We start from the raw sequence: 12,594 nt of genomic DNA, 5'->3' as shown, positions 1-12,594 counted from the left end.
CCGCTGGGTCAGGGCCTACGGGGCGACCACCGCGTCCAGGAACGGTTCTATCGCCGCGCGCCATGCCTCGGGCTGGTCGTAGTGGACCAGATGCGCCGCGTCGGCCACTTCCGCGTACTCCCCCCTGGGCAGCACCCGGACCATCTCCTGCGACTCCGCGCGGCCCAGCTCGCCGTCCAGTCCGCGGACCACCAGCGCCGGGCACTGCACCTGGGCCAGCTCCTCCCAGTGCGCGTCGAAGACCCAGGTCTCGCGGGACTTCAGCATCTGGCGGCGGGAGAAGACCGGCCGCCAGCCGTCGGCGCTCTCCGCCATCACCTCGGCGAAGAACTCACCGCGGGACGGATTGGGGCGCTCCACCCACGGGTCGTCCTCGCCGAACCACTTCCGTACGTCGGCGAGCGTCGCGAAGGGGACGGGCCAGGACATGAACCAGTCCTCCCATTCGCGCTGGGAGGCTATCCCCAGGGCGGAGGCCCGCATGTCGCAGATGACCACGGCCCGGACCAGGTCGGGCCGCTTGGCCGCGAGCTGCCAGGCGGTGAGGGCGCCCATCGAGTGGCCGATGAGGGTGACGGGCGCGAGCCCCAGCTGGATGATCGCGGCCTCGGCGTCGGCCACATAGGCGTCCCGGGTGTACGGGCCGTCGGCCGGCTTGTCGCTGCGGCCGTGGCCCCGCTGGTCGAGGGCGACCGCGCGGTGGCGCCCGGAGAGCCAGCGGGCGGTGGAGGCCCAGTGCGAGGCGCGGCCCATCAGGCCGTGCAGCAATAAGACACCGGGAGCATGCCCGGCGTCCCCCTCGGCCTCCTTGGGCGGGTCGGCGAACTCCCAGGCAGCGAGGCGTACGCCATCGGGTCCGGTCACGTCGATGCGCTGCACCATATGTTCAGGCACCCCCTTCAGTCCCCCGGGTGGTCGGTCCCGCACCTGCGGCAGGCCGCTCAGGATGGATCCGTAGCTGATTCACGGAGCTGATTCACACAGGCTATCGAACTCGCATTCGAAAATGCGGTTCCCTTGCTCAACACCCCACCTTCGAGTGACAACGCCCAAGGATTGAGGGTTGCTGCCCGGGGGAGATTTGGTGCGGGGGGCGGACCACTCGGGGATGAGGGTCCGGCCAGACCGACCTTGAGAGCTCGGGGCTCCAGGTCGGTGCGGGGGAGGTCAGGCCCCGGCGCTCACGAGCGCCGGGGCCCTCGCCGTCCGGGACCGGGCCGGCGAACCGACCCGAGACGTGATCCGAGACGTGATCCGAGACCTGGTCCCAGATCGGGACCCGGGACGAGATCGGGGCTCCAGGTCGGCACGAGGCCGAGGCCGAGTACGAGGTCAAGTACGCGGCCGGGTTCGAGACCCGGTGAGGCCATGACGGACGCATGCACCGCTCCCTCCCTGCCGGATGGGCGGACCACATGGGGTCGCATCGCGCCGGACCGGCACCGTCGTCAGGTCACAGGCGCCAGCCTCGCACGGCTTGCGGGCGGCCGGGGCGGTTCCCGCACCATTGCGCGGACCGGCCACCACCGCCCGCCCGGCCAGTACCGGACGGACCCCTGCCCCTGCTCCACTGCTCTCGACACAGCTCGCGTCTCGATACAGCTCCACGTCTGCATACAGCTCGCGTCTATACACAGCTCGCGCCGCTTCTCGCGCTACCGCTGCGCAGCCGCCGAGCCACCGCTTTCCTACTGCTTGGCGACAAAGACGTGCGAAGCCACCTCGGGGTTGAGCTCGGCGGCCTCTCCGCCGCTGCCCACCAGGACCCCGCCGGCCGACTCCGTGACACTCACCACCGAGCCGGGCTGCACCCCCGCGCGACGCAGCGTGTACATCAGCTGGGCATCGGTCTGGATCGGCTCACCGATCCGGCGCACCACCACATTCTTCCCGTCCGGCCCCGGGTCGAGCTCGGCCAGGCTGAGCAGGCCCTCGTCGAGGAAGGGATCCGCCTCGGCCTTCTCGCCCAGCTCCTCAAGGCCCGGGATCGGATTCCCGTACGGCGACTCCGTGGGGTGACGCAGCAGCTCAAGGACCCGCCGCTCCACCGCCTCGCTCATCACATGCTCCCAGCGGCACGCCTCGGCGTGGACCTGCTCCCACTCCAGGCCGATCACGTCGACGAGGAGACACTCGGCGAGGCGGTGCTTGCGCATCACGCGCGTCGCCAGCCTGCGGCCCTCCTCCGTCAGCTCCAGATGCCGGTCGCTCGCGACGGCCACCAGGCCGTCACGCTCCATGCGCGCCACGGTCTGGCTCACCGTGGGGCCGCTCTGGTCGAGCCGCTCCGCGATGCGGGCGCGCATGGGCACCACACCCTCCTCCTCCAGCTCGAGGATGGTGCGGAGGTACATCTCCGTAGTGTCGATCAGCCCACTCATACGTGCCCCTATGTTCCGCTACCGCTATGGCCCTCATCCAATTCTGACGCATACCTCCGACAACCGGCCCGCGCAGGACCGGGGCGGTATTGACACTGCCGTGGTACGGACCGCACCGTGATGCGCATGAGCAGCGAGAACAGCGGGAACAGCGGCCTCGCCGGCGAGTTCTTCGACGCCGCGATCGACCTGCTGCGGCGCGTACGGGACGAGGAGTCACCGAGCGTGACGGCGGCCGGTTCCGCGATAGCCGACACCGTGCAGGCGGGCGGCCGCCTCTTCGCCTTCGGCGCGGGCCACTCCTCACTCGCCGCCCAGGACGTGGTCTACCGTGCGGGCGGCCTCGCCCTGATGAATCTGCTCGGCGTTCCCGGCACCCTCGGCGTCGACGTCAGGCCGGCCACCCTCGGCTCGGCCCTGGAGCGGGTCACCGGTCTCGCGAGCGCCGTGCTCGAAGCCGGCCCGGCGGCGGCAGGCGACGTCCTCGTGATCATCTCGCTCTCCGGACGCAACGCACTGCCCGTGGAGATGGCGATGAGCGCCCGCGCACTGGGCCTGAAGGTCATCGGCGTGACATCCGTGGCGTACACGCAGCAGACGGCGTCGCGGCACTCCTCAGGTACGTACCTCAAGGACCACTGCGACATCGTGCTGGACAGCCGGATCGCGGTGGGCGACGCGGAGCTGACCGCCGAGGGCGTCGAAGCCCCCTTCGCCCCGGCGTCGACCGTCGTCACGAGCGCCCTGATGCAGGCGATGATGGCCTCCGCCGCGGGCGAACTGGCCCAGCGGGGCATCGAGCCCCCGCTGCTGCGCTCGGGCAACGTCGACGGCGGGCACGAGTGGAACCGGCGGGTGCTGGCCGAGTACAGCGACCGGATCTTCTACCAGCACTGAGGGAACCCGCGGCGGTAACTGTGCTTTCGTCCAGCCGAGTTGCGCACATATCAACCGGAACTCCCATTGAGTGCACCACGGTCCGGCCATAGGTTCGCGCCGAGACCGATGTGTCCGCCCGCGTCGGGATCACCGCATCCGCGCCCGCAGGAGGACAGGACCATGCTCGACGGCTTCACCCCCTGGCCCGGCGAGGAAGCGGCACGCTACCGGCGGGCCGGGTACTGGCAGGGCCGTACGCTCGGCGGCCTGCTGCGGGACTGGGCGCGGGAACACGGCTCACGGACCGCCCTGGTGCACGGGGAGAGCCGCATGACGTACGCGCGGCTGAACCGGCGGGTGGACCGCATGGCCGCCGGTCTCCGGCTGCGAGGCATCCGTCCGGGGAACCGGGTGGTGGTGCAGCTGCCGAATGTGCCCGACTTCGTCATCACGGTGTTCGCGCTGTTCCGCACCGGGGCGATTCCGGTGTTCGCCCCTGTCACCCACCGTGCTGCCGAGATCCGGAGTCTCGTCCGTACGACCAAGGCTGTCGGCTATGCCGGTCCCACTTCCTACGGTGGTTTCGACCACGCCGGGATGGCGGCCCGGATATCGGACGAATTCCCCTTTTTGCGACGCGTCTTCACCTGGTCCGGACCCGGTCCGCAGACCGGCGGATTCTCCGTGTCGTCGGACGGGTGCCTGTCCTTCCCGCTGAGCTCCATCGACGCCCCGCCGGAGCCCGACCCCTCGCTCGACGCCGGTTCGGTGGCCTTCTTCCTTCTGTCCGGCGCACCGGTGTCCGGCTCTTCGCCGTCCGGCGCACCGGTGTCCGGCTCTTCGTCGTCCAGCGGGCCGGTGTCCGCCGGGACGGCCGCATGGCCCGGGCTGATACCGCGTACCCATGACGACTACGCGTACCAGGCCCGCGCCGCCGGCGAACTCCTCGGGCTCTCCCGGGAGGATGTGTATCTGGCGGTTCTGCCCGCGGAGTCCAACTTCGCCTTCGGCTGTCCCGGCATCGTCGGCACGCTCGCCGTCGGAGGGACCGTCGTCCTGATCGAGGACCCGGATCCCGCGGAGGCGTTCCGCGCCGTCGAAAGGGAACGCGTGACGTTCACGTCCGTGGCGCCGGACATCGCCGCGCAGTGGCTGGACGCGCTGCCCACCGCGGCGGAGGACCTGTCCAGTCTGCGGGTGATGCAGACCGGAGGCGCACCGCTGCACCGTGCGTCGGCTGAACGGCTGCCGCCCGGGTTCGGCTGCCGGTTGCAGCAGGTGTACGAGAGGGCCGAAGGGGTGCTGTCCGCCACCCGCCTCGATGACGCGGAGAACACCGTCCTGGGTACGCGGGGGCGGCCGGTGTCGCCCGCCGACGAGATCCGCATCGACGCGCCCGCCCGCCCCGGGCAGACCGGGGAACTGCTGGCCCGCGGCCCCTACACCTTCCGCGGCTACTACAAGGCGGACGCTCACAACGCCGGCGCCTTCACCGAAGACGGCTTCCACCGCACGGGCGAACTGGCCCGCCTGGACGCACACGGCAACCTCATCGTCCAGGAGAAGGAGCCGTCCCGGGAGTAGCCGCCGAGCGGGGGCAGGGGCGGCGTTCAGGCCGCACCGGATCGGGCGGGACGGGCGGGGCCGGACCAGGCCAGGCCAGGGGCACACCGGATCGGTCCGGGCCAGGACGGGGCACACCGGATCAAGCCGGGCGGACCGGGCCGGACCGGACCGGGCCGGATCGGGTGGGGCCGGATCAGATCCCTCAGGCTCCCGCGCCGGCGCCCGCCCCCAGCGCCAGGGCCAGATCGATCGCGGAAGCCACCCGTAAGGCGACGCTCTCCGCGTACACCGCGTCCGGCCTCTCGAAGGCGCGTCGGCTCGCCCCGCGCAGGAACGTCACGACCCCCAGCGTCCTCCCCCGGCTCCGCAGCACCACGCACAGCGCGTGCACCGTACCCGGCGGCCACCGCCGCTCCGCCGCCCACGCCTCCGCCGCGTCCCCGGCCGGTCCGTCCGTCGGCGCCGACCGACGCGAGGCCGCCGCGCTGGTCCGTACCGCCCCGGTCCTGGCCACCGCCTGGAGCGCCGGATGACCGGCACGGTAACTCACCGGCAGAGCGGCGCCCGCCACCGGCAGACACGGCCCGGAACCACCACCTGACGGCGTCTCGGCCACCCGCACGAGCCGCGCGGCCGGAGGCTCCCCGACGGAGAGACCGGACGACAGGGCGCCGGAAGACAGAGCGCCGGAAGACAGAGCGCCGGAAGTCAGCGCATCGGAAGTCAGCGCGTCGGCGGATATGTCGATCAGCGCGTGGTCCGCGAACCCGGCCAGCGCGAAGTCCAGATACGACGTCGCCGCCTCCATCGGGTCCTCGCACTCCGCGGCCGCCCGCGAGGCGCGGTGCAGCTGATTGCCGCGGAAGCGCAGCTGGTTCGCCTCCTGCTCGGCCTCCCGGGCCGCGGTGATGTCACGGAAGAGCCAGCCCACCCCGAGCGGAACGGGCTCCTCCGCGAGCGGCGATGCCAGCCGCACGAACCCGCTGCGCCAGCAGCGCCGTCGCTCACCCTCAGCGGTCCGCAGCGTCACCCACATCTCGGCGGGCGCGGGAAGCGCCCCTTCGGCCAGTACGTGCTGGAGTGCGCCCTCCAGCTCCTCGGCGCCCTGCACGATCAGGTCGCCCAGCGGGCGCCCGAGCAGCGTGCTGCGCCCCGTCGAGAGGGCCCGCGCGGCATGGGCGTTCACGACGGTCGGCCGCAGATCGACATCGACCAGGACGACCCCCCAGGGCGCGTCGTCGAACATGGCCTCGCTGAGGGCGATCGCCCGTTCCAGATCGATCTGCGCGTGGACCTCGCTGAACGCGCAGTACACCCCGGCCGGTGTGCCGTCAGGTCCGTGCACCCCGGAGGATTGAGTCCGTACGAGCACCCGCCCGCCGTCCTTGCGCAGCAGCGCGAACTCGTGCACCTGGCGCCCCGGGCCGTGCATCGCCGCCATGAGCCGGCCCTGTACGTCGTCGGCGTCGGACGACCGCACCGCCCACCCCGCGAAACCGGCCCGGCCGACGGCTTCGTCGGCGGGCCAGCCGAGGATGCGCTCGGCCTCACGGTTCCAGTGCGTGACCACACCGTCCGCGTCGAACGCGCAGAGCGCGGCGTCCATCCCGTCCAGCAGCGCAGCCAGCAGATCGGAGCCAGGGCCACCCGGAGCACCGGAATCGCCGGAGTCCGCGGTGCCGTCACAAGCACCGGCCGGAACACCGGGCCCAGGAGTCCCACCTGCCCCCGACTGCCCACCGGGCTCGGGCTCATCGGGCCCCAGCGCACTGGCTGCCTCGATCCGGGAACCACTCATCCGGCACCCCCAACAGAACGCGTCCGCCGCATGTACTGCATGTACCGCACGTCGGATCATTCAACGCGAACGTGATGCAGCCCACACCCGACTTTGGGAAATAAGTTCCGGACAGCAACTCCATCCGGCCGGGACATCAGGTTCTGGCCGCCCCCCTCCGGGAGCCTGGTCGCGCCGGGGCATCCGGTGCCCTGTCCGGGATTTCCGCGGAGACCACTCGCACGAGCGGGAAACCCATCACGGTACGGCGAGGGTTGATCACTCTCGAACTCCGGCACCGGGGCGAGCAGATCCGCAGGAACCTGCAGAAGCGGGCCGGCTATCGCCGCAGACGGCGTTCAAAGAACCTCCGCCATCGGGCACCTCGCTACAACAATCGAACCCGCCCGCGAGGCTGGCTCGCCCCCTCTCTGCGCCACCGGGTGGACACGCCCCTGTCGGTCGTGCGCAGGCTGCGCCGACTCGCCCCCGTCATCGATACCGACATCGAACAAGTCGCTTTCGATACTCATGCCATGAGCGTGGGCAGGCCGCTCACCGGAGCCGAGTATCGACGCGGCACTCTCGCCGGTACCGAGATCCGCGAATACCTGCTTGCCGCATGGTCGCGGGCATGCGCGTACTGCGGAGCGACTGGTGTGCCACTGAACATCGACCACATCCGTCCACGCAGCGACGGCGGGTCCAGCCGCATCTCAAATCTGACTCTGGCCTGCGTCAGCTGCAATCAGGCCAAGGGCGCCCACCCGGTGGAGGTCTTCCTCGCGGACAGACCGGACCTTCTGACCCTCATCAGAGGCAGAGCCGAGGCGCCTCTGCGGGACGCGGCCGCCATGAACACCACCCGCCTGCAGCTCACCGACGCTCTCAGCCGACTCGGTCCTGTGCATGCCTGGTCGGGCGGCCGTACCAAGTGGAACCGCACAGCCGTAGGGCTGCCCAAGAGCCACACTCTCGACGCACTCGCCGTCGGCTGCCTCGACCACGAGAGGGGAGACACGATTGTGCGCGTGCCGACGTCCGTGCAGGTCGTCAGGGCAATGGGGCGCGGAACGTACGCCCGCACCACTCCGGACCGTTTCGGTTTCCCCCGCCTGCGCAGAACCCGTACCAAACGCCATCACGGCTACGCATCCGGCGACCTCGTGCGAGCGGTGGTTCCGAGCGGCAGGTGGGAGGGCGCATGGGTCGGACGTATCGCCGTTCGTGCCAGTGGGCAGCACCGCCTCAACGCTCCGACGGCCGGTTTCAGCGTCTCGCACAGACACCTTCGCCTTCTGCAGAGAGGCGACGGTTACGCCTGGTCCACCAAGGGTGAGATCCGGCTCGCCCATGAGGCTGTAGGTGACACCCGATATGCGGCCGTTAATTCGGTTGATCCGGGCCGGAGGGGCTCCTAAAGTCGACAGCACGCTCGAAAGGAGGTGTTCCGGAAGTGATTTCTTCTCGGACTTGCGAGGTGGCTGCGGGCTGACGGCCCGTCGTCGCACTCTGTGCAGTGCCGGCAGACCGCCGGCCGAAATCCCAAGCAGTCACCGACCCGCGGGCTCGCCGGTAAGTCCGGCCGGCTCCTCCGCAAGGAGGGACCAGAGCCCGCGGGTTTCTGCGTTTCTCCAGCGGGTTTCCGCGTTCACGTCCGGGCCGCTGCCGGGCGCGGGCCCGTTTCTCAGCCGCGCCCGGGCACTCCACCCGCGTCCCCGTCGCATCCCCACCCGTCCCTCACGGGCAGAGCCGCTCCACGCGCCACCCGGATGCGGGCTCCCCGTTCCCGGCGCTCACATAGCGCAGCCGGTCGTGCAGCCGGTTCTCGTGGCCCTGCCAGAATTCCGCTGTGCCGGGGGTCACCCGGTAGCCGCCCCAGTTCTCCGGTACCGGTACCTCGGTGCCCTCCGGGTAGCGGGCCGCCAATTCCTCGTAACGGCTCGTCAGTTCCTCCCGTGAGGCGATCACCGACGACTGGGCGCTCGCCCATGCGCCGAGTTGTGAGCCGTGCGGGCGGGTGCGGAAGTACGCCTCGGTCTCCTCGCGGGTGATACGGGCGGCCGTGCCGGTGACCATGATCTGGCGGGCGATCCGGTGCCAGGGGAAGAGCAGTGAGACCTGGGGGTTCGCGGCCAGTTCGCGGCCCTTGCGGGAGCCGTAGTTGGTGTAGAAGACGAAGCCGTCCGCGTCGAAGTGCTTGAGCAGCACCGTCCGGGCGGAGGGGCTGCCCTGCGGGGTCGCGGTCGAGACGATCATCGCGTTCGGTTCGTGCAGGCCGCCCGCGACGGCGTCGGCGAACCAGCGGGCGAACTGGTCCATCGGCGCGGCCGCGAGGTCCGCCTCCGCGAGGACGGCGGAACGGTACTGCTCGCGCATCACCGCGGGGTTCAGGCCGGGGGTCGTCCCCGGAGGCGGACCAGGGTTCGGATCGCGGTTCGGATCGCGGTTCGGGTCGCGGTTCGGGTCAGAGTTCGGCACGGGGCCATCCTGCCGCAAAGGGGATGTGTGCCGGATGTCACGCTTCCCCGCACCGGCGGGAGCCGTCAGACTCGTGCCTCCGCACGCGGACATGACAGCCGACGTGCGCACCGACCAGGAAGACGAACCCGAACCGCCGAACCGACCGACGAAAACGCATCACGAGGAGCCGCCCGATGTCCGACGCCGCAGCCGCTTTCGTACCCGGACTCGAAGGAGTCGTCGCATTCGAGACCGAGATCGCCGAACCGGACAAGGAGGGCGGCGCCCTGCGGTACCGCGGCGTCGACATCGAGGATCTGGTCGGTCAGGTCTCCTTCGGGAATGTCTGGGGCCTGCTGGTCGACGGCGCGTTCAACCCCGGGCTGCCGCCCGCCGAGCCGTTCCCGATCCCGGTGCACTCCGGGGACATCCGGGTCGATGTGCAGTCCGCCCTGGCGATGCTCGCACCGGTCTGGGGTCTGAAACCGCTGCTCGACATCGATGAGCGCACCGCACGCGACGATCTGGCGCGTGCGGCGGTGATGGCTCTCTCGTACGTCGCCCAGTCGGCGCGCGGACAGGGCAGTCCGATGGTTCCGCAGAGCGAGATCGACAAGGCGGAGTCGGTGGTCGAGCGCTTCATGATCCGCTGGCGCGGTGAGCCGGACCCCAAGCACGTCAAGGCGGTTGACGCCTACTGGACGTCGGCGGCCGAACACGGCATGAACGCCTCCACGTTCACCGCCCGGGTCATCGCGTCGACCGGCGCGGATGTCGCCGCGGCGCTGTCGGGCGCGGTCGGTGCGATGTCCGGGCCGCTGCACGGCGGTGCGCCGTCCCGGGTCCTCGGGATGATCGAGGAGATCGAGCGGACGGGCGACGCGAGCGCGTACGTGAAGCGGGCGCTCGACCAGGGTGAGCGGCTGATGGGCTTCGGCCACCGCGTCTACCGCGCGGAGGACCCGCGGGCCCGGGTGCTGCGCCGTACGGCCAGGGAGCTGGCCGCCCCGCGCTTCGAGGTGGCGGAGGCCCTGGAGAAGGCGGCTCTGGAGGAGCTGCACGCCAGGCGCCCCGACCGGGTGCTGGCCACGAACGTGGAGTTCTGGGCAGCGATCGTGCTGGACTTCGCGGAGGTTCCGGCCCATATGTTCACGTCGATGTTCACGTGTGCCCGTACGGCGGGCTGGAGCGCGCACATCCTGGAGCAGAAGCGGACGGGACGACTGGTGCGGCCGTCGGCGACCTATGTGGGTCCTGGGACGCGTAACCCCCGCGACATCGAGGGGTACGACAGCATCACGGGCTGATGTGACGGCGTCACGGGTGTTGATGCGGCGGCGTCACCGGCCGACGCGTCACCAGTCGATGCGTCACCCGCTGAGCGGCTGGGCTGCGGGGGCGCCCTCCCGCTCGGGGTGGAGCCGCTCGTCGAGCCACTCGTGGATGCGGGCGACGGCGTACCGCTGGGCGCCGGCGTGGCAGTGTGCGTCGGCGCCCTCGGCTTCGGTGAACGTCATCAGGGTCTTGTCCTCGGCGGTCAGGTGCGCGTAGACCTGCTCGGGCTGTCCGGCGAAGAAGAGGTCGTTCTCGGCTTCGCAGACCAGCACCGGGCAGGTGATGGACTCGGCGATGCCGTCGCGCAGGTGGTAGTCGAGGGTGCGGGCGAGGAAGCCGCGTGGGGTGTCGCCGCCCATGACGTACTGGCCGTGGGCGAGGGCCCACCGTACGGTGTCGCTCGCCTCGGCGGCCTGCTCCAGGGCTGCGTCGATGTCCGGGGCGGAGTCCGCCCGGAGCCTGGCGCCGACGGTGTCCGCGTCCGCCGCGACTTCGCCGCTGTCACCTTCGCCTTCGCTGTCACCTTCGCCTTCGCTCTCGCCGAACGGTGAGGTGATCGCGGCGCCGAAGTCGTAGATGCCGTCGACCGCGATCACGGCGGCGAGGCGTGGCTCGAACGCGGCCGCGCGCAGACACAGTTGCCCGCCGAGGCTCACTCCGAGCAGGGCGATGCGCTGCGGGTCGACGTCCGCGACGGTCAGCGCCCGGTCGATGGCCGCGCCCACGACCGTCTCCCAGTCCGGCCGGAACAGCAGGCCATGGTGGTGGCGGGTGCCGGGCTGGCCCGGGCCGTCGAAGGTCAGTACGTGGTAGCCGCGCTCCTGGGCGGCGAGCGCGCCCTGGACGTGCAGTTCTTCGGCGCTGCCGTCGAAGCCGCTGTGCATCAGCAGGAGCGGGCGGCGGCCGGGCAGCGGGCTGGGGTAGAAGTAGCCGGGCAGTTCGGCCTGTTCGAACGGGATCCGCACCGGGCGCAGTACGTGGGGGCCGGCCAGGGCGGCGTACTGGCCGAACGCCCCTGTCGCGCGGTCGTAGTTGTCGAGGATGCGCGGGTCGTGGGGATCGCCGTGCAGGAAGAACTCGGCGTTCCGGTAGTAGTTCCACGCCCGCAGGTAGCTGTCGCGGGCGCTGATCCGGTGGCCGCCCGCCAGGGCCCGTTCGGCATCGTCGAAGAGCCGGTCGGCGGTGGCCCGCCAGGCGTCGTGCCAGCTGTCGGGGTCGCCTGGGGTGATCTGTTCGGCGGTGGCGAGCACCTCGCCGAAGTCGGCGCCGCCGTAAGCGATGTGGCTCATCGAACGGACCGTCTCGAACCAGTAGGTGGGGTGGTCGGGGAACATCAGCTGCTTCATGGAGAGCTCCTCGCTGCTCGTTGCTCGTTCCTTGAGCGCGTCGACGCGCTGACGCCTGGCGCGCCGACGCGTCAGGCACCGGCGCGCCGACACTCTTTAATGCGTGTCCACTCGCTATAGCGACCATAGGAGCCACCACCCCTTAACGCAAGTGCTCACGCATTTGCTGCGGTACGGTGGTGTCATGGCTCAGAACCCAGCCCCCCGCAAACGCCCCGGCGGGCGCACGGCCCGCGTAGGACAGGCCGTGCACGAGGCCGTCCGCGACCTGATCGCCGAGCGCGGCAGGGACGGCTTCACCGGCCGCGACGTGGCCGAGCGCGCAGGGGTGCACGAAGCGACGCTCTACCGGCGGTGGGGAACCCTCGACAATCTGGTGCTCGATGTCGCTGTCTCCGTGGCGCAGCTGAACGAGAAGTCCCCGATCCCTGACACCGGTTCACTCCGGGGGGACCTGCGGGCGTGGGCGGCCGCCATCGTGAACGACGTCTCCCGGCCGGACGGGCTCGCTCTGCTGCGTACGGTCCTCGCGGTGCGCACCGACAGCTCCGCGGGGCAGAGCCAGGGCCGGGGCCGGGGCGACGGCCCGAACGACGGCCGCGGCGAGGGCGGGGACGGCGGGGACGGCCAGGACCGTCAGCTCACCGACTTCCTCTCGGCCCGCGCCATGGTGGTGCAACAGGCACTCGACCGCGCGGCCGGCCGCGGGGAGGCCGTCCCCGAACTGACCACCGTGTTCGATCACTTCCTCGCGCCCCTGTACCTCCGGGCGATCTTCGGCTACTGCGATCCGGCCCACGACCTCGACGGCCTCGTGGACCTCACACTCGGCGGCGCCCGGTAGGGC

At 71.0% G+C, this 12,594-nt stretch carries 10 protein-coding genes; 5 read left to right on the top strand and 5 right to left on the bottom strand.

All coding sequences use genetic code 11. The features are described from left to right. Positions 1–15: 15 nt before the first annotated feature. Positions 16–882 (bottom strand): alpha/beta fold hydrolase, encoded by an 867-nt coding sequence (locus tag OG510_RS21945; RefSeq protein WP_406138946.1) that lies wholly within the window; start codon positions 880–882, stop codon positions 16–18. Between the two features lie 806 nt (positions 883–1,688). Further along, a complete protein-coding gene (locus OG510_RS21940; RefSeq protein WP_164267262.1) occupies positions 1,689–2,381 on the bottom strand; it encodes a metal-dependent transcriptional regulator in 693 nt (230 codons plus the stop codon). Between the two features lie 126 nt (positions 2,382–2,507). On the opposite strand from OG510_RS21940, the gene OG510_RS21935 reads away from it, so the two are divergent. After that, positions 2,508–3,278: an SIS domain-containing protein gene (locus OG510_RS21935; RefSeq protein WP_406138944.1), complete on the top strand. Its 771-nt coding sequence runs from the start codon at positions 2,508–2,510 to the stop codon at positions 3,276–3,278. Between the two features lie 162 nt (positions 3,279–3,440). Further along, positions 3,441–4,844: a (2,3-dihydroxybenzoyl)adenylate synthase gene (locus OG510_RS21930; protein WP_406138943.1), complete on the top strand. Its 1,404-nt coding sequence runs from the start codon at positions 3,441–3,443 to the stop codon at positions 4,842–4,844. A 184-nt stretch (positions 4,845–5,028) separates the two neighbouring features. Here OG510_RS21930 and OG510_RS21925 read toward each other — a convergent pair whose 3' ends face one another. After that, complete coding sequence (locus tag OG510_RS21925) at positions 5,029–6,624, bottom strand: PAS domain-containing protein (RefSeq protein WP_406138942.1); 1,596 nt, start codon at positions 6,622–6,624, stop codon at positions 5,029–5,031. Between the two features lie 122 nt (positions 6,625–6,746). Here OG510_RS21925 and iscB point away from each other — a divergent pair, with 122 nt between their 5' ends. Then, positions 6,747–8,024: an RNA-guided endonuclease IscB gene (gene iscB / locus OG510_RS21920; protein ID WP_406142479.1), complete on the top strand. Its 1,278-nt coding sequence runs from the start codon at positions 6,747–6,749 to the stop codon at positions 8,022–8,024. Positions 8,025–8,343: 319 nt separating this feature from the next. Here iscB and pdxH read toward each other — a convergent pair whose 3' ends face one another. Further along, positions 8,344–8,982 (bottom strand): pyridoxamine 5'-phosphate oxidase, encoded by a 639-nt coding sequence (gene pdxH, locus OG510_RS21915; protein ID WP_406142478.1) that lies wholly within the window; start codon positions 8,980–8,982, stop codon positions 8,344–8,346. 278 nt (positions 8,983–9,260) lie between these two features. Between pdxH and OG510_RS21910 the strand changes: the two genes are divergently transcribed. Then, the gene (locus tag OG510_RS21910) at positions 9,261–10,373 is read left to right on the top strand and encodes a citrate synthase 2 (RefSeq protein WP_164264814.1); all 1,113 of its coding nucleotides are present in this window, start codon (positions 9,261–9,263) and stop codon (positions 10,371–10,373) included. A gap of 63 nt (positions 10,374–10,436) precedes the next feature. On the opposite strand, the gene OG510_RS21905 is transcribed toward OG510_RS21910, so the two are convergent. Further along, positions 10,437–11,747 (bottom strand): alpha/beta hydrolase family protein, encoded by a 1,311-nt coding sequence (locus tag OG510_RS21905; RefSeq protein WP_406138941.1) that lies wholly within the window; start codon positions 11,745–11,747, stop codon positions 10,437–10,439. Between the two features lie 184 nt (positions 11,748–11,931). Between OG510_RS21905 and OG510_RS21900 the strand changes: the two genes are divergently transcribed. Beyond that, entirely contained in the window at positions 11,932–12,591 is a 660-nt protein-coding gene (locus OG510_RS21900; RefSeq protein WP_406138940.1) for a TetR/AcrR family transcriptional regulator, read from the top strand. Positions 12,592–12,594: the final 3 nt, after the last annotated feature.

This window comes from Streptomyces sp. NBC_01089 (genome assembly GCF_045162975.1).
GTDB lineage: Bacteria > Actinomycetota > Actinomycetes > Streptomycetales > Streptomycetaceae > Streptomyces.
Note: the sequence above shows the minus strand (reverse complement) of the source record. Positions and strands in the feature narration are given on the sequence as shown.